Origin of the sequence: Enterococcus devriesei (assembly GCF_001885905.1) — a bacterium.
Lineage (GTDB): Bacteria > Bacillota > Bacilli > Lactobacillales > Enterococcaceae > Enterococcus_A > Enterococcus_A devriesei.
In genome coordinates this window covers 529491-555557 of sequence record NZ_JXKM01000001.1, presented here as the reverse complement: position 1 = coordinate 555557, position 26067 = coordinate 529491, and the positions used below count along the sequence as shown (strand labels likewise).

19 protein-coding genes are annotated in these 26067 nt (G+C 40.0%); all 19 read right to left on the bottom strand.

Features of this window, described 5'->3' with window-relative positions; genetic code table 11:
• Nucleotides 1–31: 31 nt before the first annotated feature.
• A complete protein-coding gene (rbfA, locus tag RV00_RS02540; RefSeq protein ID WP_071861026.1) occupies nucleotides 32–379 on the bottom strand; it encodes a 30S ribosome-binding factor RbfA in 348 nt (115 codons plus the stop codon).
• A gap of 97 nt (nucleotides 380–476) precedes the next feature.
• Complete coding sequence (gene infB / locus RV00_RS02535; RefSeq protein ID WP_071861025.1) at nucleotides 477–3242, bottom strand: translation initiation factor IF-2; 2766 nt, start codon at nucleotides 3240–3242, stop codon at nucleotides 477–479.
• Nucleotides 3243–3254: 12 nt separating this feature from the next.
• Nucleotides 3255–3557, bottom strand: coding sequence for a L7Ae/L30e/S12e/Gadd45 family ribosomal protein (locus RV00_RS02530; RefSeq protein ID WP_071861024.1), 303 nt, complete (start codon nucleotides 3555–3557; stop codon nucleotides 3255–3257).
• On the bottom strand, nucleotides 3550–3846 hold the full coding sequence (gene rnpM / locus RV00_RS02525) for an RNase P modulator RnpM (protein ID WP_071861045.1): 297 nt from the start codon (nucleotides 3844–3846) through the stop codon (nucleotides 3550–3552). Before rnpM ends, RV00_RS02530 begins: the two co-directional genes overlap by 8 nt.
• 18 nt (nucleotides 3847–3864) lie before the next feature.
• On the bottom strand, nucleotides 3865–5052 hold the full coding sequence (gene nusA, locus RV00_RS02520; protein ID WP_071861023.1) for a transcription termination factor NusA: 1188 nt from the start codon (nucleotides 5050–5052) through the stop codon (nucleotides 3865–3867).
• 211 nt (nucleotides 5053–5263) lie between these two features.
• Nucleotides 5264–5737, bottom strand: a complete 474-nt coding sequence (rimP, locus tag RV00_RS02515) for a ribosome maturation factor RimP (RefSeq protein WP_071861022.1) — start codon at nucleotides 5735–5737, stop codon at nucleotides 5264–5266.
• 166 nt (nucleotides 5738–5903) lie between these two features.
• On the bottom strand, nucleotides 5904–10247 hold the full coding sequence (locus RV00_RS02510) for a PolC-type DNA polymerase III (protein ID WP_071861021.1): 4344 nt from the start codon (nucleotides 10245–10247) through the stop codon (nucleotides 5904–5906).
• Between the two features lie 99 nt (nucleotides 10248–10346).
• Complete coding sequence (gene rseP, locus RV00_RS02505; RefSeq protein ID WP_071861020.1) at nucleotides 10347–11615, bottom strand: RIP metalloprotease RseP; 1269 nt, start codon at nucleotides 11613–11615, stop codon at nucleotides 10347–10349.
• Nucleotides 11616–11831: 216 nt separating this feature from the next.
• Nucleotides 11832–12851, bottom strand: coding sequence for a galactose ABC transporter substrate-binding protein (locus RV00_RS02500; RefSeq protein ID WP_071861019.1), 1020 nt, complete (start codon nucleotides 12849–12851; stop codon nucleotides 11832–11834).
• A 14-nt stretch (nucleotides 12852–12865) separates the two neighbouring features.
• A complete protein-coding gene (locus RV00_RS02495; protein ID WP_071861018.1) occupies nucleotides 12866–13789 on the bottom strand; it encodes a sugar ABC transporter substrate-binding protein in 924 nt (307 codons plus the stop codon).
• The gene (locus RV00_RS02490; RefSeq protein ID WP_169818920.1) at nucleotides 13779–15575 is read right to left on the bottom strand and encodes a sensor histidine kinase; all 1797 of its coding nucleotides are present in this window, start codon (nucleotides 15573–15575) and stop codon (nucleotides 13779–13781) included. Before RV00_RS02490 ends, RV00_RS02495 begins: the two co-directional genes overlap by 11 nt.
• Nucleotides 15575–17179 (bottom strand): response regulator transcription factor, encoded by a 1605-nt coding sequence (locus RV00_RS02485; protein ID WP_071861016.1) that lies wholly within the window; start codon nucleotides 17177–17179, stop codon nucleotides 15575–15577. Before RV00_RS02485 ends, RV00_RS02490 begins: the two co-directional genes overlap by 1 nt.
• Nucleotides 17180–17408: 229 nt before the next feature.
• Complete coding sequence (locus tag RV00_RS02480; protein ID WP_071861015.1) at nucleotides 17409–19061, bottom strand: galactose/methyl galactoside ABC transporter permease MglC; 1653 nt, start codon at nucleotides 19059–19061, stop codon at nucleotides 17409–17411.
• Nucleotides 19062–19081: 20 nt separating this feature from the next.
• Nucleotides 19082–20590 (bottom strand): sugar ABC transporter ATP-binding protein, encoded by a 1509-nt coding sequence (locus RV00_RS02475; protein ID WP_071861014.1) that lies wholly within the window; start codon nucleotides 20588–20590, stop codon nucleotides 19082–19084.
• Between the two features lie 374 nt (nucleotides 20591–20964).
• Nucleotides 20965–22257, bottom strand: a complete 1293-nt coding sequence (locus tag RV00_RS02470; RefSeq protein ID WP_071861013.1) for a substrate-binding domain-containing protein — start codon at nucleotides 22255–22257, stop codon at nucleotides 20965–20967.
• 363 nt (nucleotides 22258–22620) lie between these two features.
• Nucleotides 22621–23415, bottom strand: coding sequence for a phosphatidate cytidylyltransferase (locus RV00_RS02465; RefSeq protein WP_071861012.1), 795 nt, complete (start codon nucleotides 23413–23415; stop codon nucleotides 22621–22623).
• 56 nt (nucleotides 23416–23471) lie between these two features.
• Nucleotides 23472–24275 carry an isoprenyl transferase gene (locus tag RV00_RS02460; RefSeq protein ID WP_071861011.1) on the bottom strand — a complete coding sequence of 268 codons (804 nt, stop codon included), beginning with the start codon at nucleotides 24273–24275 and terminating at the stop codon, nucleotides 23472–23474.
• Nucleotides 24276–24737: 462 nt separating this feature from the next.
• Nucleotides 24738–25295 (bottom strand): ribosome recycling factor, encoded by a 558-nt coding sequence (gene frr, locus RV00_RS02455; RefSeq protein ID WP_071861010.1) that lies wholly within the window; start codon nucleotides 25293–25295, stop codon nucleotides 24738–24740.
• Nucleotide 25296: 1 nt separating this feature from the next.
• Nucleotides 25297–26019: a UMP kinase gene (gene pyrH / locus RV00_RS02450; protein WP_071861009.1), complete on the bottom strand. Its 723-nt coding sequence runs from the start codon at nucleotides 26017–26019 to the stop codon at nucleotides 25297–25299.
• Between the last annotated feature and the right edge of the window lie 48 nt (nucleotides 26020–26067).

The window sequence follows — 26067 nt, the reverse complement described above, 5'->3', positions numbered from 1 at the left end:
AACTTTTGGGGGTCGGTACATTCTAAGGGAGTTATTCTTTATTTAAATCACGGATCATTTGATCAATCTTAGAACCGTATTCGACTGATTCGTCCAATTCAAAAAACAATTCGGGCGTCTTGTAAATCGACAACGCTTGTCCTAGTTCACGACGAACTAAACCAGTTGCTTTGTTCAAGCCCTCTTGCGCTTTTTGTTTATCAGAAGCTTTATCAGATAATAAGCTGTAATAAATCGTCGCTTGCTGCAAGTCACCAGTCACGTGAACATCAGTAATATTCACATCTTGGACTCGTGGGTCGCGAACTTTCTTACGTAAGATGTCATTGACTTCTTTTAAGATTTCTTGTGCTAGACGACGATCGCGATAATTTGGCATAACGATGGCCTCCTGTCTTTACTTATAAATTCGGTATCACCATAGCTTAGGGCATGTGGTAAAATATGACACACCCTAAACTACCTCGCTGAACCGATTATTTTTGTTTAATTTCTTGCATAACGAAGGCTTCGATCACATCGTCAACCTTCATGTCATTGAAGTTTTCAATCATGGCACCACATTCAAAGCCCATTTTAACTTCTTTCACATCATCTTTGAAACGTTTCAAGCTGGCAAGCTTGCCTTCGTAGATAACAATACCGTCACGGATAATCCGTACGCCGCTATCTCGTTGGATAACGCCTTCGTTAACGTAACAACCAGCGATCGTTCCAACTTTAGAAACTTTATATGTTTCACGAACAGTCATTTGACCGGTGATGATTTCTTCGTATTCAGGATCAAGCATACCCTTCATCGCTGTTTCGATTTCTTCGATGGCTTTGTAAATGATCCGGTGCAAGCGAATGTCCACTTCTTCAGCAGAAGCTTGTTGTTTAGCTTGCGGTGTAGGACGAACGTTGAACCCGATAATAATCGCGTTACTTGCAGCGGCTAAGGTGACATCACTCTCGTTGATTGCACCAACAGCTGAATGGACGATCTTCACACGAACGCCTTCCACATCGATTTTTTGCAATGATGCAGCTAATGCTTCTGCCGAACCTTGAACGTCTGCCTTAATAATAACATTGACTTCTTTCAATTCGCCTTCTTTAAGCGATTCAAACAAGTTGTCTAAAGTGACACGTGCATTTGAGTTGCGGTGTTCCAATAACGCACGTTTCGCACGTTCTTCACCAGCAGCCCGGGCTGTTTTTTCATCATCAAAGGTTGCGAAGCGATCCCCCGCTTGCGGTACATCATTCAAACCAGTAATTTCAACTGGAGTTGCTGGGCCAGCCGTTTTTTCACGACGACCAATATCATTCGTCATGACACGAACACGACCATAAGTATTTCCGACAACGATTGGATCGCCGACTTTCATCGTTCCTTGTTGAACTAACAACGTTGCAACTGGTCCTTTGCCTTTATCAAGACGTGCTTCGATGACTGTACCAATCCCATGTTGTGTTGGATCAGCTTTCAAGTCTTCCACTTCAGCAACTAAAAGAATCATTTCTAATAGTTCCTCAATGTTTTGATTGAATTTCGCTGAAATTTCAACAAAGATCGTATCGCCGCCCCATGATTCAGGGATTAATTCGTATTCACTTAATTCTTGCATCACGTGTTGTGGATTTGCGCCTGGCTTATCGATTTTATTCACCGCTACGATGATCGGCACTTTCGCCGCTTTCGCATGGTTGATTGCTTCTATTGTTTGCGGCATTACACCGTCATCGGCTGCGACAACTAAGATCGTGATATCGGTGATACTTGCACCACGGGCCCGCATACTTGTGAAGGCCGCATGTCCTGGAGTATCTAGGAATGTAATTGGTTTGCCGTTGATATCGATTTGGTAAGCACCAATATGCTGCGTAATCCCACCGGCTTCTCCACTTGTTACACGTGAATGACGTAAAGTATCAAGCAACGTCGTTTTCCCATGATCGACGTGTCCCATGATAGTAACAACTGGTGGACGGGAAACTAAATTGTCTTCGTTCACTTCTTCGGTATCGAAGAAACGGTCGATATCAGCAATATCGATTTGAACTTTTTCCTCTGCTTCCATGCCATAATCCGTTGCTAACAATTCAATCGTATCTTGATCTAATGGTTGGTTTTGGTTGACCATAACACCCATCATAAATAATTTTTTGATGATTTCAGCTGGTTCGCGGTGGATCTTTTTAGCAATATCCGCCACATTCATGCCAACCGTGTATTCCAATACTTCAGGCAACTCACGGAATTTACGTGGTGGTACAGCAGGCTTGTTGCTTTGTTGCTGTTTACCTTTTTTGCCTTTTTTATTGAAACGGTTCTTATTACGGTTTTGGTTGCCTCCGAAGCTATTGCCGCGGTTTTGGTTACCGTAATTATTATTTTTGTTGCGGTTTTGATTGCCGCCTTGTCCTTGTCCGCCGCCGCTTTGGTTTGAACGTTGACCTTGCGTGTTGCTGTTCGAACGTTGTGTATTTGAAGCGTTTTGCGCCGGACGTTGACTTTGGTTTTGATTTGGACGTTGTGAATTATTTGTGTTACCTTGTGGACGTTGTTGTCCTTGGTTAGTACGTTGCGCATTGTTTGTGTTGCCTTGCGGACGTTGTTGTCCTTGGTTGGTACGTTGTGCATTGTTTGTGTTGCCTTGCGGACGTTGTTGTCCTTGGTTGGTACGTTGCGCATTGTTTGTGTTACCTTGTGGACGTTGTTGTCCTTGGTTGGTACGTTGCGCATTGTTTGTGTTACCTTGTGGACGTTGTTGTCCTTGATTAGTACGTTGCGCATTGTTTGTGTTACCTTGTGGACGTTGTTGTCCTTGATTAGTACGTTGCGCATTGTTTGTGTTACTTTGTGGACGTTGTTGTCCTTGGTTAGTACGTTGTGAATTATTTGTGTTACCTTGTGGACGTTGTTGTCCTTGGTTCGAACGGTTTGCGTTCGCTGAGTTGTTCTGCTTATTAGTTTGTGTCAAGTCTTTATTTCCTTTTCTATTCTGGAAATTTGGGTTGTTCTTAGAGCTCTTTCCATGGAATTTTGGTTTTTCGTGCTGGTTAGCTGATGGTTTTGCTTGAGTATTTGCTTGCGATTTGTTAGTAAAAGCCTGCTTTAATTTTGTTTCATCGTCTCCGGACAATGAACCCATATGATTTTTTACATCAATTCCTAAAGCATTTGCTTTCTCTACAACATCCTTACTTGATTGATTCACTTCTTTGGCAAATTCGTATACTCTTTTTTTTCCCATGCAATCACCTTCCTAACCTTTTATTAACGTCATGATTTTGTTAGCGAAGCCTTGGTCTAAAATCCCGATCACTTTTCGAGGTTTGCCAATCGCGCCTAAAATTTCTCCTTGAGTAAATTCGACAAAACATGTCGTTTGATAATACTTGCTTTTATCGGATACTTTTTTCTGAGTGTTCTCACTCGCATCCGTTGTGACGATCACGAGCTTCACTTTATTTCTGCGAATCTCGTTGATTGTCAGGTCTTCCCCTGTAATCAGTTTGCCTGCACGCATTGCAAGGCCTAACATGTTCAAGGCCTTTTCTCTATTCATCGCCAAAGAGCTCTTTTCTGGCTTTTTGGTGTTTCACATAATCGAGTAGTTCTTGATAAAATTCATCACTTAAGTCCGTTCCAAGATTGCGATCTAAGATTTTCTTTTTCCAAGCTTCTTCAACTTCCGCCGGCTCTAACGCGATATAAGCACCTCGCCCAGGCTTCTTACCTGAAGGATCAATGGAAACTTCGCCTTCTTTTGACTTAGCGATCCGAATTAATTCTTTTTTAGGGAACATTTCACCGGAAACGACCGATTTGCGCAAAGGAATTTTTCTTTTTTTCATTTGCTGTCCTCCCATAAATTACTCTTCCTCTTGATCGAAAGCAACGTTTTCGATGTCGTCTGCTGTCATATCAGGAGTAATTTCATCTAAATTTTCTTCTGTTGCTTCAACTGTTGGTTCTTCGTTCTCTACCTCTTCGACTTCTGCTTCCTCATAATTGGCGTAAAATTCTTCCATGTCTGATTCAGATTTGATGTCGATTTTGTGAGCCGTTAATTTGGCTGCTAAACGAGCATTTTGACCACGTTTACCAATCGCTAATGACAATTGATAATCAGGTACAACTACCGTACAAACTTTTGGATTGTCAATGTCAAAGATGACATCTTCAACTTGAGCAGGGTTCAAAGAGTTTGCGATAAAGACTGCTGGGTCTTCATTCCACTCAACGATGTCCATGTTTTCGCCTTTTAATTCATTGACGATGGCTTGGACACGTTGGCCTTTTGGTCCGACACAAGTGCCGACTGGATCAATGTTAGGGTCCGTTGAACGTACCGCAACTTTTGCTCGATCCCCAGCTTCTCTAGCGATGCTGACAATTTCCACAATGCCATCATAGACTTCGGGAATTTCTTGTTCGAATAAACGACGCAATAAATCTGGATGACTGCGGCTTACAAAAACTTGTGGGCCTTTTGAAGTATTTTCAACGCGAGAGACGTAAACCTTGATTCGATCGTGAGGTTGATAATGTTCATTAGGCATTTGATCTTGCTTCGAAAGAACCGCTTCGATCTTACCTAAGTTCACATAAATATAGCGATTATCTTGACGTTCAACAACACCTTGCATGATATCTTTTTCATAAGCACTGTATTCGTTATAGATAATGCTACGTTCGGCTTCACGGACACGTTGCAAGATTACTTGTTTCGCTGTTTGTGCGGCGATCCGACCGAAATCTTTTGGTGTCACTTCAAAACGAATCGTATCACCGATTTCATAAGCTGGATTGATTTCCATCGCTTCTTTCAGTGATACTTCTAGTTGTGAATCCATAACTTCTTCGGTTACTTCTTTCACAGCGTAGACATGGATATCGCCTTTCTTTTCGTTGAATTCAACTTCAACATTTTGTGATTGTCCATAATGACGTTTATAGGCAGAAACTAGCGCTGCCTCTAACGCGTCGATGACGATTTCTTTTGAAATACCTTTTTCTGCTTCGAGAGTATCCAACGCATTCAGCATTTCTTTACTCATTTTTTCTTTCCTCCTAGTTCATATTAACGAATCTATTTTCTAAAGAAAATAGGTTTGATTTTCACCACGTATATCATCCAACTACACAACTCGTATAATTTTTGGGGATTAAACTTAATCCATTTCTTACTAGACGAAATTGCGAAAAGTTGGACTGACATCCTAGTTCATATTAACGAAATCTATTCTCTAAAGAAAATAGGTTTGATTTTTAAAACTCAATCGCAAAACGGGCTTTGGCGATATTTTTACGTTCGAAAACCATCTCTTTAGTCCGTGTTTTGATTTTAACTGTCAATGTTAATTCATCGTCAGTCAGTTCTTTTAAAAAGCCTTGGTATTGCTTTTCGCCATCAATATTTTGATAAAGCGAGATATTGATGTATTGACCAATTGCTTTTTGATAGTCCTCTTCTTTTTTCAATGGACGTTCCGCTCCAGGAGAGGAAACCTCTAAGAAATAAGCTTGGGGAATTGGATCAGGATCGATCGCATCCAACTTATCGCTAAGTTTTTCACTCACAAAGGCACACTCTTCAATATCAATGCCGCCTTCTTTATCGATATACACTCTTAAAAACCAACTTTTTCCTTCTTTGACGAATTCCACTTCAACTAATTCAAAGTTTTGTTCATCTAAGATTGGCATTACTAGATCAGTCACTGTTTCGACTACACTGCTCAAACTGTCAGCCTCCTTTTATCCATTAAAAAGAGTGAGCGAAAAATCCGCTCACTCACCATCAGTCTTTGATTACATTGTTATAGTAGCATAATTTTATTGAAAATTCAACCGTGTCATTTTCACAGCGGAATTTTCTTTCATTTAAAGCTTGAATTTATCTTTTTCTTTACATATCAAACAATGAAAGTTGGTTTTCATCAGGTAAATCTTTCAAAACGCCATGAGTATCCATATATTCAATCAGCGTCTTAGAAACTTTCCCTCGCGAAGCCAAATCTTCTTTTGATAAAAAGATTCCGTCTTTTCGTGCTTCAACGATTTGTTTCGCCACGTTCAAACCAAGTCCAGGTACAGCTCGGAAAGGTGCAATCAATGTATCCCCATCAATCACAAAATCTTGCGCGTCAGACTTATACAAATCAATCATGCCAAAATGAAAGTCACGTTCCAGCATCTCATTACATAATTCCAACACCGTCAATTGATTTTTTTCTTTGGTAGAAGCATCCATTCCTTTATCAGTGATAGCTTTCATCGCTGCTTTGACTGCGTCTTTGCCTTTCGCCATTGCGACTAAATCAAAGTCATCCGCCCGTACAGAAAAATACGCACAGTAATAAAGAATTGGGAAATACACTTTAAAATACGCCACCCGTAAAGCCATCAACACATACGCTGCCGCATGGGCTTTCGGGAACATATATTTGATCTTAGAACAAGAATCAATGTACCAATCTGGCACATTATTTTCTTTCATAGCCGTCAGATAGGTCTCGCGTAATTCGTCATCAATTTTATTCCATTGACCTTTACGTACGGTCTCCATGATTTTGAAGGCCATCCCACTATCAAGTCCCGCATGGATCAAATAAACCATGATGTCATCCCGACAACCAATTACTTCTGCTAAGTTGGCTTCACCACGACTAATTAATTCTTCCGCATTGCCTAGCCAAACATCGGTTCCGTGAGACAGACCAGAGATTTGCAGCAATTCCGCAAAGGTCGTTGGACCGGTTTCTTCTAGCATCCCCCGCACAAAGCGCGTTCCAAATTCAGGAATCCCTAAGGTTCCAGTCTTCGAATAAATTTGATCCGACTCAACTCCTAGCACTTGCGGACCAGCAAAAATTTTCATCACTTCCGGATCATCGGTAGGGATCGTTTTAGGATCGACCCCTGATAATTCTTGCAACATTCGAATCACAGTTGGATCATCGTGTCCCAGAATATCTAGCTTCAACACATTGTCATGGATCGAGTGGAAATCAAAGTGGGTCGTTTTCCATTCAGCGTTTTGATCATCGGCGGGGAATTGGATCGGTGTGAAATCATAAACATCCATATAATCGGGAATAACGATGATCCCACCTGGATGCTGCCCGGTCGTTCGTTTAACCCCAGTTGCACCTTTTGCTAGACGATCGACTTCGGCATTCCGAAAATGCAAATTATGATCACGTTCATAGCCCTTCACGAAACCATAGGCCGTCTTATCCGCAACCGTACCGATCGTACCAGCACGATAGACATATTCTTCACCAAATAAGACCTTCGTATAGTTATGCGCTTCTGCTTGATAATCGCCTGAGAAGTTCAGATCGATATCGGGAACCTTATCTCCGTGGAAGCCTAAGAAGGTTTCAAACGGAATATCATGACCGTCTTTATTTAGTCGAGCACCACATTTTGGACAAGCTTTTTCTGGCATATCAAAACCTGACCCATAGGAACCGTCCTCGAAAAATTCTGAGTATTGACACTCTGGACAATAATAATGAGGCGGCAATGGATTAACTTCAGTGATCCCAGTCATCGTCGCAACGAAACTGGACCCCACTGACCCCCGTGAACCAACTAAATAACCATCAGCGTTACTTTTATGCACCAGTTTTTGTGCGATCAAATAAATCACGGAGAACCCATTTCCGATGATCGAAGTCAATTCCTTCTCCAACCGCTTCTCGATAATATCAGGCAGTGGATCACCATACAATTCCCGAGCGCGATTATAACTTAAATCTTTGATTTCTTCCTCAGAACCAGGGATCTTTGGCGTATACAAATCATCTTTGACCGGAATAATTTCTTCACAAGTGTCCACAATCGTATTTGGTCCGTCAACAACAACTTCTTTGGCCAATTCAGGACCTAAGAAACTAAAGGCCTGTAACATTTCATCGGTCGTCCGGAAATGAACATCCGGTAAGCTGTGACGGTTCAATGGATTCGCCCCACCCATCGAGCTGATCAAAATCTTGCGATAAATTGCGTCTTCTTTATTCAAATAGTGAACATCGCCAGTTGCGACGACTGTTTTGTTCAACTCTTTTCCAATTTGGATCAGATTCCGTAAGATGTCTTCCAAGTCTGCTTCGTTTTTCACTAGCTCTTGTTCGATTAGTGGCGCATAGACCGCTTTAGGCATGACTTCGATATAGTCATAAAAGGCTGCCCGATTCTTGGCTTCTTCCACCCCTTTTTGCATCATCGCTTCAAAGATTTCACCTTGTGAACAAGCGGAGCCGACTAATAAATTTTCTCGCAGTTTATTTAATTGCGAGCGAGGAATCCGCGGTACCCGTTCAAAGTAATTGATATTTGACATAGAGATTAATTTAAATAGATCCTTCAAGCCCGCTTGATTCTTTGCCAAGATTGTCGCATGGAAAGGTCGTGCTCGTTTATAAGAATCGCCTTCGCCAACATGATCATTCAATTGATCATGATAATTCATCTCGTGTTTTTCAATGGCTTCTTTGACAAACAGCCAACCTAAATGCCCCGTTGCTTCCGCATCGTAAACCGCCCGGTGATGCTGCTCCAAGTTAATCCCAAATTTTTTCGTCAACACACCTAACCCAAAACGTTTGAATTCAGGATACAAAAAACGAGCTAATTCCAATGTATCAATCACTGGATTGGGTGTTTCCGGCATATTGTGACGAACATAAGTCGTATTGATGAAGCCAATATCGAAGGTCGCATTATGAGCGACAAGGATCGAATCTTCACAGAATTTTTCAAACAATTCCATGACTTCTTTTTCTGGTTTTGAACCACGAACCATTTCATCTGTAATCCCCGTTAAATTAATCGTCGTTTCTGACAAAGGATGTCCGGGATCAATAAATTCTTCGAAAGTCTCGATGACATTTCCTTTATGCATCTTCACTGCCGCTAATTCGATGATCGTATCATAAACCGCCGACAAGCCGGTGGTTTCTACGTCAAATACAACATAAGTCGCGTCCGTCAAGGCTACATGGGCATCATTATAGGCAATTGGCACACCGTCTGACACTACATTGGCTTCCACACCATATAAAATTTTCACGCCGGCTTTTTTCCCAGCCGCGTGAGCTTCAGGAAATGATTGGGCACCGCCATGATCGGTGATCGCAATTGCTTTATGGCCCCATTTTCCAGCTTGTGCAACTAAGTCACTGGCATTGTTGATAGCATCCATCGTACTCATGTTGGTATGCAAATGCAATTCAGAACGTTTTTCTTTAGCTGTATCTTTCCGTTCGGGATGTCTTACCTCTTGGATATCTTGTGCATTCATGACCAAGTCGCGCATAAAGGTATCTTCTTGTACACTTCCCCGCACACGGATCCAGCTTTTATTTTCGATCGCATCAAAAATAGCCTCGTCCTTTTCGCCATTAGAAAACTTTTTCACGACAAAAGAAGACGTGTAGTCGGTCATTTTGATGATTAAGATTTTACGTTTAGAACGTAGCTCTCGGACTTCCTTATCAAAAATAAAGCCTTCAATCGTGATGCGTCGTTCCTCTTCAATAATGTTACCCATCGGTGTGATCGCTTCATCAGCGGGAATGTTTCGTCCCATCTGGATTGGACCATCAAAATGAGCGGCGCTTTCCTTCTTCTCTTTTTTCTTCGATTCGTACTGAGCGATGCTGGCAGCCGCTTGTTCTTGCATTGCTTGCGCCTGTTCTTGTTTGCGAACTTCAAACTCTTGCAGTTTTTTGTCTGCTTGTTCCTTGTCCACTTCAGGATCAATACGTAAATGAGGAAAACCGAAGGAAACAAGATTTTCTTCGATCAAAGGTAGATACTGCTGTTTCAAGACCGGAATCACCGAATCATTGTCGATTAATAAAACGATTCGATTTCCTTGGATTACTGGCAAAGGTTTGCTTAACACTTGCTTAACTAACGGCGTATCACAATCCTGTTCGCTTAAAGCGAGCTGCCAATAATTCTGCAAAGTTTCTTCCGCAAACTGATTGTCTTCTGGAATAATATGTAATTTCACTTGCGCAATGGATTGGAAAGCAAGCAATAACTTTTGGTGGAACGCATAAAATAATTTTGCAGGAAGAATTTCCGGTGTTTGGATAAAAAATTCCCAGACCCGTGATTTTTCATGAACAACGACTTCCTTGATCTCTGATGCTTGGATCATTGGATGTTGCTGTTCTTCATCTGCCAATTCAATTTGTCGTAATAAATTTTCGAATAACTCACGATTTTTAGACAAATGGACATCTCCTTCACTTTTTCAAGTATGTTTCAGTATAACTGTTTTCCTTTATGTTTGCATTAGAAAAAGGACCGAAAAAATTTCGATCCTTTCATTTTAAAAGAAGAAGCGTTGAATGTCATTCCAGGTCACCATGATCATTAACAACATGATAAAGCCAAAACCGATCATCGTGATCAAGCCCTCTTTTTCGGGGTCAAGGGGTTTGCCGCGAATTCCTTCAATCACGTTCAACAAAATTTTCCCGCCATCAAATGCCGGAATCGGCAAAAGGTTTACGATTCCTAAATTGACAGAAAGTAATGCCATTAAATAAATGACAGTTTTCACGCCTTGCTGAGAGGCCTCCTCAGACATCTTGAACATCATCACCGGACCACCTAGTTTGTTCAAACTGAAACCAGTGAACAGAGAACCTAATGCACTGAAAATATTTTTCGTCATATCCCACGATTGAGTCAAACCACCCATGATCTTATCAAAAAAGCCCGTCCGAAGATATGGTGTCACACCGATCTGACCAACCTTTTGGCCGTTACTTTCAACACTTCTTGGAGTCATCTCGATCGTCTTTTGGTTGCCTCCTTGTTCGATCACAACCGATAATTCTTTTCCAGGACTGCTAGTAACTGGTTTGGTTAAGTCTTCCCACGATTGAACCTTCTTTCCTTCGATGGAAACGATCGCGTCGTGATCTTTCATACCCGCCTGTGCCGCTGGACTGCCAGCTTCAACCGAACCGATTTGATTTGTATTGTAATCCGCTACCCCGCCTTGAATAAAGGCTAAAGCGATGAATAAAATTATCGTTAAAATAAAGTTATTCATTGGTCCGGCAAAATTCGTTAAGATTCGTGAACCTAATTTAGCCGATTGAAATTGAACATCTCGTGGAGCGATCCGGACTTCCGTCCCGCTCTCTTCGATGACCGTGGCATCGTGCAGAACCTTGTAGGTCATCTCTTGACTCTCATCACCATTCACATATCCTTTGATAGTTAAATCATCCACCAAATCCGCCGCGATCAGCTCCAGCGGAATACTATTAGGTAGCTGGACTTTTTTGCTGACATTGATGCGGCGAACCACATTTTTAGACGTCAATTCAACTGAAAGCGGGGTGCCTGGACTCAGCTCGGTCTCTTCATCTTCTAGCCCAGCCATTCGGACATAACCGCCAATTGGTAATAATCGTAATGTATAGGTGGTGCCATCTTTTCCCATATGAGCAATCAGCTTGGGACCCATGCCGATTGAAAATTCTCTAACTAAAATTCCTGAACGTTTTGCAAAGAAAAAATGTCCGAATTCATGGACGATCACTAAAACGCCAAAAACAATTAAAAACGTAATAACAGTGCGCATAATTTCCCTACCTTCACTATTTTCTTAGGGATAGTTTATCACAGTCTTGTAGAAATAGAGCTCTTTCTCGTTCTTTTCATAGAAAATTAAAAAAAAGCTCCGAGACTCTTCAAACTTCTTTAAAATTTATTTCCGTAAGAAAAAGGAGTCACCAAAAATTTTAATCTGTCCTTTTTTATCTTACTACGCCTTGTTTACAATCCTTATCATTCTGTACTACTTTGTAAAAATTTTATACGGTACCCAAACGTACTGTCCTTTAATTGTTGGAACCGCTGACCGAACATTTTGCTTCATTCCACAGGCTGCAGCTAGATCAATAATCATCTCTGCCTGTTCTTCATTCGAGTTAATCACTGTTCCCAACATCTTTTTAGCATTGACCGCATCAATTGCCGCCTTAGTTCCATCAATACCAACAATCGTCGGCAAATAGTTAATTTTTGAATCATTGACTGCATCTAGCGCGCCTAATGCCATATCATCATTATTACTGATGACCAATTCGATTTTGTCATCACCTTCATTCAGCCAATTTTTCATCAGATCATAGGCTGGTCGTCTCATCCAATCAGCCGTTCCGCGATGTAAACGTTGCAATTTGATGCCCGCATCCGTCAAGTATTGAATCGATGACTCGGTCCTGATAAGAGAATCTTGATGCGTTTCTTCACCTTCTAACAGAACATACTGTAAGAACCCATCGCCATTGAGATCTAACTTTTGTGGATTCTTTTTCCAATGGTCTACAACGATCTGAGCTTCCAGTTCACCAGATTCGCGTGCACTGCTTCCAACATAGAAAGCTTTGTCCCAACGTTCAAGGTCTTTTTCCACTGGCTCTCTGTTAAAGAAAATGACTGGTACGGACGCTTGTTTAGCTTTTTCAATGATTCCTGAAGCTACAGTACGATCAACTGTATTTACAACCAATGCGTCATAGTCATTTTGTAAGATATAATCTACCTGCTGGTTTTGTACAGATTGGTTTTGCTTTGCATCCCTGAAAGTAATAACCATTTCTTGACCATATTTTTTTTTGAATTCTGCTTTCTTTTTTTCCAAAGAATCTGCAACTGTAGATATAAATTCATCATCTCCACGATACAGGAGGACTCCAATCTTAAAAACCTGTTCCTTTTGCTGCTTTTGATAATAATTTTTCAAACCCAGTCCTAAAAAGAGAAAAGACAGAGCAAAGAAAAGCAATGCTATTCTGAAACTCAACTTTTTCATTCAACTCACCTTTTTCATTCATTGTAAGGAAACAGTAACGGCTCCAAATCTTGAGAAAATAAATTTTGTTTATCGATGACTCGATCTCCCAAATTTTTTTGCTTCTTCTTTTGATCTGAATCAATCAGTTGGTAAATACTTTGATATCCACGGGAATAATCATCTTGAAAAACGGCAGCCAAAATATCCCCGTCATCGATAGCGGCCAATATCTTGTCAGAAAATTCTAGTAGATACCCCCGCAAATAATTCTTACTCTCATCATGTTTAGAGGACTCTAAATAATCCGTCAACTGCTGAGGAGTATCCATTACCAGACTGACATTCTTTCCATTTGAGTAACTGTTTAAACGTTGAATTAGAGTTTCAACTTTCCCAGAAACACAATCGACTTGCTGCTTGCTTTTCAAGTGTCGTTCTAAACCAGCGACTCTTCCTTCAGGATCGGCGCAACTCTTGTCTTGCCAATAGACAACCTGACTAGTGGTGGAAAGCTGTCTACTTAAATATTTTCCAAGTGTGGCTCCTCTTTGAAAATCTGCACTAACGATCTTTTCTTTTTCATTTATTTTGTGCTGAAAATCCGCCGCTTCTAAATTAACTATTTCTTGGTTTTTTTCGACTAATTTACGATCAACGGGGCCTCCATATAGAATGCCTTTATACATATCGTCTGTTCTTGCCGAGACTTCTTCTTGTTGACGGCGATACTCACTTCTAGATATTTCTGTATAAATAACCTCACTATCAAGCTCTTTAGCCGCTTGTTCCAGACCAGCCTTCAGTCGATCTAGCTGCCACTTGTTCTCTTCGGCAGCAATCAATACTTCAATTTGCGGATTTTTGTCATTAGTGGGACTACCAAAATAAAACCAACCCGATAAAACCAAAAAGATGGAGCTGATAATCAAAAACACACGCCCTCTTTTATTTACCATTTTGTGCCTCCGCCTCCTCAAAAGGAATCAAGATCCTAACGATAGTCCCCTCATCTGGTTCACTAATCACAGTGAGACCAAATTTAGGGCCATAATGAAGTTTGATTCGTTCAGCTACGTTACGGAAACCAACACCAGATCCTTTTTTAAATTTGACTTCGCCTTTTACAAGCGCTTTCACTTGTTCTTCCGTCATACCCGGTCCATTATCTTCAACATCAATGTTGATCCCCTCTGGAATTCGGTAAGCCCGAATATTGATTTCTCCATCCTCATAGATATAATCCATCCCATGATAAATCGCATTTTCTACAATTGGTTGAACAATCAATTTTAAACAAGGATGGTCTTTCAATTCTTCTTCAACAAGAATTGTCCAAACAAATTTATTTTTATAACGATTTTCTTGAATCATTAGATAATTCCGAACATGTTCAAGTTCTTCACCGATTGTAATTATCTTTTTCCCTTTACTAAGACTAAGACGAAACAGTTTCGCCAGAGCTGTAATCATCTGAATTGCCCCATCATAACGTCCACTTTCAATCATCCAAACAGTAGAATCCAAGGTGTTGTATAAAAAGTGCGGATTAATCTGAGCTTGCAGAACAGACAATTCATTTTCTCGAATCTTCTCCTGCTGAACTACAATATCTCTCATTAAACGCTTCATAGTATCCGTCATCGTCATTAATGCATGGGACAAATGTTGAATTTCAAAGGTTCCTTCTTCCGGAATTGTTAGGTCATCCAGATTTTCTTCGATCTGGGTCACCGCTTTTTCTAGATTTTTCAAAGGAGTAGTGATTCTAGATGATATGACTAGATTGATAATCAGCAAAGATAAACAAGCGATTAACGCCAGCCCCCAAATGACGACACGATTATCTGTGAGTTTGGGGATTGTTTCGCTGATTGGTTCTACGCGAACGAGTTTCCAACCCGTATATCCCATCGTCTTGATTGTCACAATTTGAGAATCTTTTTGACTATCATCTCGATAAACACCATCTTGACTCTTGTTTTTAATCTGGTTGGGTAATGCTAATAATTTTTGATCCAACAAAATCTGCTGTGGATGATAGATCACATTACCTGAAGACTGGGTCAGAAAGAAACTGCCCATACTATTATCGGATTGGGTCAAAATTCTTTCCGCAGCATCAAAATTCATATTAATCATTAACACACCTTGATAGATCAACCCGCCACGGTTAATTTCGACGTTTCGGCTAAAGGTAATGACTCTGGGATAATCATAACCGTTTGATTTAAACAGATTATCGACATATGGCGCCGAGATATGAATATTTTCTATTTGCGCCATCGCGCTTAAATACCACTTCTCTTTTTTTACAGAAATGCCTTTTCGAAAAGGACGATCTGCAGGAACCACAACTAGTGGTTCCCCATGACTATCAAAAACTGCAATACTGCTGATTTGCGGATCATGGGAGCGCAAAAGAAAACTAAGCTCTTCTGACACTCGCTCCTTGTCAACATCCAGATCAGCATCCTTTAAAATATCATAATAGCTGACATTCGTAGCCTGCATCATATTCTGAATCGATTGGTCCAAACCAAATGCGACCTGCTCAATCACTGAAGAATTATTAGCTTCCAGCATTTCTTCATGCGCAACAGAAAGTCTTTTTGAATAGACAAAAGTCACAATCAAAATCATTACGACCGCAACAAGTGAAAATGAGATTAGCAACGTAAATTGTAAGCCCTTTCTATAAATAGCATCACTAAATTTTTTTATCATCTGTTGCAGTTTTTCCATCATAGTGACTCCTCACTAGTATAGAGTTTCCGATAACGTGTCGGCGAGTGCCCAGTCGCTTTTTTAAAAACATAGCTAAAATAATTAGACTCCGTATAACCTACTTTTTCTGCTATGATATACGTTTTGTCGTCGCTATTTTCTAATAGCTCTTTCGCTTCTTTAACGCGCTTCTCGGTCAAATAGCTAACAAAGGTTTTCCCAGTGTGCTTTTTGAATAAGACTGAGAAATATGCTGGATTTAAGTGCAAATAATGACTAAGTGAATCCGCTGTCAAATCAGGATCATTGAAATTTTCGGCGATATAATGTAACCCCTGCATGATTTGACCTTTTGAGGACTGGTGGATATCCTTTTGTAAGATCTTACTAACTTGGCAACAACAATCAATAAACCAACGACACCCTTCCTCAAAAGGCAGACCAACTTTTGATTCCATTTCCCGCGACAAACGAAAAATCATCGTCTCTCCTTCACTTGTTTCATTCAATAAACAATTTCTACTTAACACTCCGACCCATTCTGATAAAAAAGCCGTGTACTCAAAACGATTTAAATTTTGTTTTTGTGCCTGCTGAAACAATTCTTTGGCACACATACTAATTTTTTCAACGTCTCCATACTTTAAGACATTTACCAATCGTCTAACCTCAACATCACTAGCATTCAGTGAAATCGAACTGCCGTGATGAGGAATGTCGTCCGCAATCATTGCAAAGGTCGTTCGCTGGTCAAGATGACTGCTAAAATCCAGGGCTGATTGTGCTTCTATGTAGGCATTTTTTAATTCAATCAATGCTAAATGACGTTTACTAATCCCCGCTAGAATCAGAGAACCTAAGCTAGTTATCGTCGCGCATATCTCATTTGTAATTTGAGTGATTTGTTCATCAGTCACAGAAATCGGCAACCACACTAGATTCTCTCCATAAGAAAATACGAGCGGTTTTTCAAAAACACGAATTTGTTCAATTGCGATATCTTTAACTGCTAAAGACAAAAACGGACGGTCGCTTGCTTCTGTCAATTCATAATTGCCACGAAATTCAAACAGAACTAATCGGCAAGAAATCTTTTCAGGAAGATTAAAATCTCTTTGCTGCTGAAGTACTCGTTCTGTTTCATTCAATCCGTTCAGACAGCTGATAAAAAAATTATCACGAAAAATGGAAATATTTTCTTCAAAGCGCTTTTGCAGTCGTTGAGTATTCAATCGCTCCGCTTTTTCTTCTTGCATTTTTTCCTTAATTTCACACAAAACTTTTGCTAAATCATCTGCGGAAAAAGGTTTAAGAAGATATTTATCGACTTTAAGAGATACTGCCTTTTGGGCGTACTCAAAATGATCGTAGCCTGAAAAAACTAAAAATTTCGAAGCCGGAAGCAATTTAGTCGCTTGCTCGATAAATTCCAAACCGTCCATGAAAGGCATCTGGATATCTGTAATGATAATATCCGGCCTTAGTTTTTCGGCTAATTCTAGAGCCTCAATTCCATTTTCTGCAGTGATTGGCTTAAAAAAGCCTAGTTGCTGCCAAGGAATTCTTCGAGCCATTCCTTCTCTTATTTCTTCCTCATCATCCACTAGTAATATATTTAACATTTTTATTCCTCCCAGAAATTCCTTTGCATAAATCATTAAGCAAAACGAAACGAATTTCTTCAGCTTTTCGCCATTATTGTCATTTCATATGAAGTCATTATTCGCACGTTCAAAAACATTTTGTTTCCGTTTTCCCAAGAGTCATTATACCTAAAAAAGACTGCATCCGTAAGTCAAAATAAACTTTGACATTTGAATGCAATCCTCTTCAGTATTAACTTAGAGAGTCTTATTTTTTCTGTACATATTTCAAACAGTCAAGCGTTACCGCAACTAAAATGATGATTCCTGAGAAGACGAACTGTAAGTTAGTATCGATACCTAAAATTGTCAATGCGTATGTCAAAGCAGTAAAGATTACAACCCCGACAACTACACCAGAAATCTTACCGATCCCACCAGTGAAGGAAACGCCCCCCACAACACAGGCCGCAATTGCATTCATTTCCCAACCCTGACCATATGCTGCTGAGCCCGAACCGACCATCCGTGCACATTCTAACCAAGAACCAAAACCATACAAGACCCCTGCCAAAATGAAGGCGCAAATGGTTACAGTGAAAACGGAAATACCTGATACCGCTGCTGCTTCAGGATTACCACCAACTGCATAGAGATTTTTTCCAAAGGTAGTTTTATTCCAGATAAACCATACAATCACAATCGCTGCTAAAGCCCAAAGAATGATCGTTGGAAATCCATTCACTTTCGGAATAATCATATTGGGAATAGCCGGTTCAATAGCACCAAACGAAACACCCTTTGTTGCGTAAGTAACCAACCCGAAAATAATCAGTGTATTGGCCATCGTAGAAATGAATGGATGCATTAGAAACTTCGCTGTAAAGAAGCCGGCGATAGTTGTGAAAAATGTACATAAAACAATACAAGCAACTAATGCTAAAGCTAATCGTGCGCCTAAAGACATTTTGGTGAAATCAAAGATATGACCAAAGACCCCCCCAGTATTGACTCCTTGGTGCATGATGATGGTGGAAGCTGTCATCCCCATCCCCATCATCCGTCCGATCGAAAGGTCAGTACCTGTCAAAAGGATCAAGCCAGCAACTCCTAAAGCAAGAAACATCTGTGGAGAAGCTTGTTGTAAAATATTCAACACATTATTGTAGGTCAATAACGGAGCTCCTTTTACAGCCGGAGTAATGATAGCTAAAATAAGAAAGACAATAATGATTGCAATGTACAAACCATTTTTTAATAAAAAGTCTCGACGATTGAACGTATATTTGTAATTTTCCCAATGCTGCTCAATTGTTTCCGCCAATTTGAATTTGGACATTCGAAGCATATCTAACAAATGAAATTTATGATTGAAGGCTTCGTGCATACGATCTTTGATCCGCTGTTTCTCAGCTAAATAGTCCATTTTGACATCGAATAGCTTATTCTTATATACATATTTTTCTTCTTTGATTTCCTGACTATCAGATAATTTAGCCAATGCCTGTTGACGTTCTTTTGACATTTCATGTAGTCTGATTTGATAATTTTCTTTTGCGAGTATCTTCTCTTCTTCAGCACTTTTCTTCACATATTGAAAATAGTCTTTATCAAAATGCTCTTTGATGTATGCCTCAGCCTTATTGACCAGCGCCGCAACTTGATCCTTATTCTGTTCTTCAATCTTCTTTGCTACTTCAAGGTCTTTATTCAAAGCAGTGATTTTTTCTTCTTTTTCATCCTTTGAAAGACTGCGGTCACGTTTTGTGCTTTCAATCAAACTAAGTAGCGAAAGGACTTGATCCGTTCCTTCTTCTCTTAGGGAATCAACTTGTTTTTGGATACTGCCGACATATTCATCGATCGGCTGCCGCAATTTTAATTCTTCTTCGGCAGATAATAGATTTTTTGTAGTTGCCATGTTTCCTTTAAACCCCTTTACTATAGATATTTTGAGCTGAGTCGCATCAATTCTTCTTGGTTCGTTTCAGCTGTATTGACAATCCCGGAAAGACGACCGTTTGACATGACTCCGATCCGGTTAGTAATCCCTAATATTTCAGGCATTTCCGAGGAAACAACGATAATGGTCTTTCCTTCTTTTGCCATTTTGATGATCAACTCATAAATTTCGTATTTAGCACCTACATCGATGCCTCGCGTCGGTTCATCCATCAAAAAGACATGTGGATTACGTTCTAACCATTTACCAAAAACAACTTTTTGCTGGTTTCCACCTGATAAGCTGGCGATCGAATCATTCGGGCTCATTGCTTTGGTACGCATTAATTTGATTTCTTTCACTGTTGCTTTCTCCATCTTGGACTCGGAAAGCGCCACTCTTGATTTATATTCTGGTAAATTCGCAATAGTAGTATTGAAGATAAGATTTCCTTTATCAAAAATACCGCTGGCTTTGCGTTCTTCAGTGATCAAAGCAAAACCCTGATCCATCGCTTGCTTAGAACTACCGAAATTCATCAATTTTTTATTAAAGTACACTCGACCAGCAGCCCTCGTGCGAATTCCAAAGATCGTTTCCAATAATTCTGTACGACCCGCTCCTACTAGACCATATAGTCCGAAAATCTCACCACGGCCAACGTCAAAAGTGACATCCTGTAGCTGGGGTGTAAATCTAGTAGATAGATGTTGAATCGATAAAATCGTTTCACCTGGTGCGTTATCAACTGGCGGGAAACGATTATCCAATGAACGTCCCACCATCGCTGTGATCAATTCATTCATGTTAGTTTCATTTGTTGCTTTTGTGGTGACTAACTTTCCATCACGCAAAACGGATACTTCATCACATATTTCAAAAATCTCATCCATCTTGTGAGAAATATAGATCAAAGAAATTCCATCGTCTCTTAATCGGCGCATCATTTCAAATAGCTTGTCAACCTCTTGTGACATTAAGGAAGACGTCGGTTCATCCAAAACAATTACCTTAGCATTGTAAGAAATGGCTTTTGCGATCTCACACATCTGTCTTTGAGAAACGGACATCATTCGCATTGGCTGTGTTAGATTTACTGTGATACCTAATTTTCTAAAAAGTTCAGATGCTTCTTTTCGCATCCGTTTTTCGTCGATTACTCCTAAGGAATTTGTCGGATAACGGCCTAAAAAGAGGTTATCAACAACGTTTCTTTCTAATGCTTGGTTCAATTCCTGATGGACCATCGCAATTCCATTTTCTAAAGCGTCTTTAGGTCCGCTAAAACTAACCTCTTTACCATCCAAATACACGGTTCCTTCATCTTTTTGATAGGCTCCGAAAAGGCATTTCATCATCGTGGATTTTCCAGCGCCATTTTCACCCATCAGCCCCATAACTGTTCCTCGTCCAACATCCAAATTGATGCGATCCAGTACACGGTTACGACCGAAAGACTTACTCATACCTCGTATGGATAAAATAGTATCCTCTTTTTTTTCTGTCATAATTTATACTCCTGTATCTATCTTTATAAATAAACATCAAAAAATTAACTGCTTGTTCAATAATCGTAGACAGCGAAAATTTATTGGTCCTCTTTGGGGATTCACATACTGATAATTTCTAAAAACTAGTTCAACAATGCCGTTAGGGCTAGCCTCGAGTTCAAAGCGTTTGCATTTTCAAATAGTTAAACATTTCTTGACAAAAACAAGTTTTATCTGCATATAAACAAACGAGGCAAACAAGCGGAATATTAGAAATATGTATCGAAGCAGGCCAATATTGCGCTTATTTCCTCGAAAGACTTCCTTCATTGCTCAGATTTTCAAACCTGAGACTGCAAAAACTATTGCAGTCTCAGTCAAGAACCTTACGTTTATTGATTTAGAATAGAAGTGTAAGAAGCGCCATTATCAGTTTTAACCATGTTAATGGCAAAAGCATCGTATTCGTTAGGGTTCCCCAAGCGGTTAGTAATATTAGATTCCGTTTGTCCATCACCCGCGATATATTCCACGTTCAAATTCAATAGCTTATCGTATTTTTCTAATAATGGTTTGTAGGTAGAACCTAAGAAGTTATCGGCAGAGTTGTAGATGTCCAACCAAACTTTCTTTTCTGGAGAATTTTCTTTGCCTAATTGGTTAGAGACTGCTTTGTCAATCTTTGTAGAATCAGTGAAATCATTATAATTATCTCCTGTTACAGCTACATTCATCGCATAATAAGAGCGTTCGTCTTTATCATACTTGTAAACGTCAGAACCTAATTTGTTTCCAGCATCATCCGCCTTACCAATACCAGTATCCATATCAACGCCGTCTAGCGAGTTCCGTAATACTCGTAAAGTCAAGTATGCTTGAACATCCGCACGCTGGCTGACAGTACCACCATAGCCTTCTTTAATTGCTGAAACTGCATCGCTGTTCGCGTCATAGCCGAATGTTGGAACTTTGTTTTCTTGAGACCATGCATTGAAAATAGACATGCCCATTCCATCATTGTTTGAAGCAATTACATCGATTTGTTTGTCAAAAGAAGACGACCAAGTACCGATTGCATTTCCTGCAGTCGCTGCATCCCATGTGGCCCCGGAATTATTTTTCATCTCTTGAGAAGCCAATTCCCGAATCTTATATTTCTTTCCTTTTACTTCAATTTCGCCATCTTTAACTGCTTTAGATTTCCCTTCAGTATTGGTTCCAACTGGCTTACTGTTGATTCCGCCATCTTCCTTAACACCTGTGCCTAACGCTTCACGTACTCCACGTGTCCGAGCGATTGAATCATTATGACCTACATCACCAATAGCCAGCACATACCCGATAGTGCCATCACCATTGCGATCGATCGTATCGATATTTTTTTCAATATAATCTTTGATCATCGTACCTTGAACTTCGCCACCCTGTTTTGCATCAAAGCCTACGTAATAAGTATTATCATTAAAACTCAACGCTGCTTTATCTAGTTCTCCAGTTGACGAGTTGGATGGTTGGCGATTGAACCATACAAGTGGTTTGTCCTTATTTGCAACATTCGTAGTATCACCACTGCTACCTTTTGAAGCATCAGTCGCTTTGTCGCCATCCCCTCCACCACACGCTGCCAACGAAACTGTTAAGCCAAGTGCCATTGTTACTGTTAAAAATCCTTGCCATTTCTTCATGTATTAATCCTTCCTTCCAGCGTTTTTGTAAACGCTTTATTTATCATCAGTATAGCGATTGATCTTTGGAAAAAAAATAGGATTTTTTTTAGAAAGTATACAAATTTTTATGTTTTTATTCGATTAGAAAATAAAACATCTAGTAACATAAAAAACTTCACGAATTTCACTTAGCATGTTTTAGCTAAAGTTCATTCGTGAAGTTGAGAATTTAAATGGAGTTATCTTTCTGGAAAACGAACACGCGACTACTAACACACTAATCTATCCTTTATTTAAAAAAAAGATGACAAAAAAAGGGCAACGCCGAAGCGCACCCCTTTAGTTAGAATGAAATTTGGTTAAAAACAGTTGATTCATTGTTTAGAAGACACCCAATAAATGCATCATTGGAAAGACAAACAGCATACTGTCGAAACGATCTAGGATGCCACCATGCCCTGGTAAAATATTTCCTGAATCTTTCACATCATAGTGACGCTTGATAGCTGATTCCACTAAGTCGCCAAATTGACCAACGATTGAAAAGACAATCGTAAAAATGATCATCGTCACTAAATTATGTTGGAATACTTGCGGTTGGACTAAAAAGAAAATGACCGCTACAACAACCGCACTAGCGATTCCTCCAAGCGCACCCTCGATCGTTTTATTTGGTGAAATCTCAGGCCAAAGCTTCCGCTTACCGATTTGCCGTCCAACCATATACGCGCCAATATCAGTCGCCCAAACAACAAAAAAGGCAAATAGCAAAATAGCTAAACCGCTGTCGCGAGCCGTCACTAGATTTTGAAAGCCGACGCCAACATACAAGCTAGTTATGACAGGAAACCCTGCTTCATCAATCGTATAGGTATTTTTTGAAACGACTGAAAAACCTAAGATGATCATTACTGTCAAATAAAATAATAGGAAATTACTATTGTTGCCACTTAAAAAAGGCATCCAACGTTCCGCTGGCAAAACAAGAAAAACGGCGCCCAATATCGAAAGCACCCCTTCAAAACTTAAAATCGCCAAGCCCTTCATACGAAATAATTCGTACACACCAATTCCTGCTAATACTGCCGCTGCTATTTCTACCGCGATTCCCCCAACGTACAAAATAGGGATAAAAATCACTAAGGCAACGACAGCAGTAATTACTCGCTGTCTCACTTTTTTTCCTCCTAATTCAGTTACTAATTTTTCATACCACTACCGTAAAAAAATTTTTAAGTGGCGCTAGTATCTTTATTCAAGCCGCCAAAACGACGGTTACGATTTTGGAAAGAAGCAATCGCTGTTTCCAAATGGTCTCCATCAAAATCAGGCCATAACGCTTTGGTAAAATATAGTTCACTATAAGCTAATTGCCATAGTAAAAAATTGCTGATCCGTTCTTCCCCACTAGTACGCACTACTAACTCTGGATCCCGTAGTTCATAGGGCAAAAAGCCCGTCATTAAATGATCTCCCATGACGGTATCGTCGATTGCATCGATGGCTAATTGGTCATCCTTCACTTCTTGCGCCATCTGTTTCATAGCTGAGATGATCTCTGCTCGACTGCCATAGTTGAGGGCGAAATTTAAAACTAAGCCATCATTGTCAGCAGTCTGTTCAATTGCTCGCTTTACCGCATCCTGTGTATGGGACGGCAAATACTCTTCGTAGCCCATCACGTGGACTTGAACATTTTCTTCAATCAATTCAGGGACGAAAGTATCAAAAAAATCAACCGGTAGCTGCATCAGAAATTTGACTTCATCGTCGGGCCGCTTCCAATTCTCTGTTGAAAAAGCATAGAGAGTCAGAACTTTTACCCCGAGGCGATTGGCTTCCTTCGTAATTTTTTTGACCGTTTCCATACCCTCTTTATGACCGGCAATGCGCGGTAGACGACGATTTTGCGCCCAGCGCCCGTTACCGTCCATAATGATCGCAATGTGTTTTGGAATAGCACCCTCTGGATCAAATGCAAAGTCTGATTCTTCAGGTGTATATTTTTCTTTTTGTGGAAAAAAACGTAAGACCATGTTTTCACTCCTAGCTCGTATTTATGGATTCATTTTTCATCGTGCGAAAAATGAGTTTGATTCTCACCACGTATATCATTCCGCTAAACTGTTTGTGCTTTTTAAGATCAACAATTCATTTGTCCATCTGTCCAATAAAACTGGGAATAGCGGAACTGACATCCTAGCTCGTATTTATGGATTCGTTCTTGCTAACTAAAAAAAAGCTTTTTTTAAACTCCGGATTATTTCGCAAGCGATTTATTATTTTTTTCAGAAAGTAAACAAGCAATTAGATTCAACAGCCATTATAGCAATAATCTAAATGCTTGCCTATGAATATTCATAGTATTTAAATAATTTCAAACATTGGCGAAACTACTTTTAAGAATTTCGTTTTTTCGAAAGCTGCTCCAATTTAATTAAAAAAATTAGAATACGACAAAAAAACTGGCGTACGAGACTCGTACACCAGTCATTGAATTATACTTCTAATAATTCTTTTTCTTTTTCGCTAATGATTTCGTCAATGGCTTTGATATTCTCATCTGTTAAGGTTTGAATATCTTTTTCTACATCACGTAAATCATCTTCGGTCAAATCGCCATTTTTTTGTTGTTTTTTGTAGTCGTCCATCGCATCACGGCGAATATTACGAACAGCAATTTTCGCGCCTTCTGCTTCTTTCTTTACTTCTTTAGCTAATTCTTTCCGGCGTTCTTCCGTCAATTGTGGAATCACTAGACGAATCACGTTGCCGTCGTTTGCTGGATTTAAACCGATGTCACTTGCTTGAATCGCTTTTTCAACGTCACCGATCATATTTTTATCAAAGGGTGTTACCATCAATACACGTGCTTCTGGAATCGTGATTGACGCCATTTGATTCACCGGTGTTGGGACGCCATAGTAGTCCACAGTGATGCGGTCTAATAGACTTGCGTTCGCACGACCTGCGCGAATTTGGCCTAATTGACGTTGCAAGGCTTCTTGCGCCTTCTTCATTTTATCTCTTGCTTCATTCATTACTGCATCTGCCATATTATTTCCCCCTTACAGTCGTCCCGATGTTTTCACCGAGTACAACGCGTTTAATATTTCCTGGTTCATTTAAATTAAAGACAACAAGTGGAATATCATTATCCATACTTAATGAGCTTGCGGTTGAATCCATCACTTGAAGACCTTTAGCGATGACATCCAAGTGGGTCAACTCTTCATATTTCACGGCATTTTCATCAAGTTTAGGATCCGCTGAATAAACCCCATCGACATTATTTTTCGCCATTAAGATCACGTCCGCATTGACTTCTGCCGCTCTTAATGCCGCCGTTGTGTCAGTTGAGAAATAAGGATTTCCTGTTCCCCCAGCAAAAATCACGATCCGACCTTTTTCAAGGTGACGTTCTGCTTTCCGACGAATATAAGGCTCAGCAATTTGACGCATTTCAATTGATGTTTGAACACGAGTTGGTACATCAATATTTTCTAACGCATCTTGCAAAGCTAAAGCATTCATCACAGTTGCCAGCATGCCCATATAATCGGCTTGCGCACGTTCCATGCCCATTTGAGCACCAATTTGTCCACGCCAGATATTTCCGCCACCGACGATGATTGCCATTTCAATTCCTAAATCATGAACTTCTTTGATTTCTTCTACGATATCTTTGATTACTGGTGGATTAATACCGAACTTTTCATCACCTGCTAAGGCCTCTCCACTAAGTTTCAATACTACGCGTTTATATTTTGGTTCATCCATTTCAATACCTCCACTGTCACTCTATTGATATTTTAGCATACTCTGCTT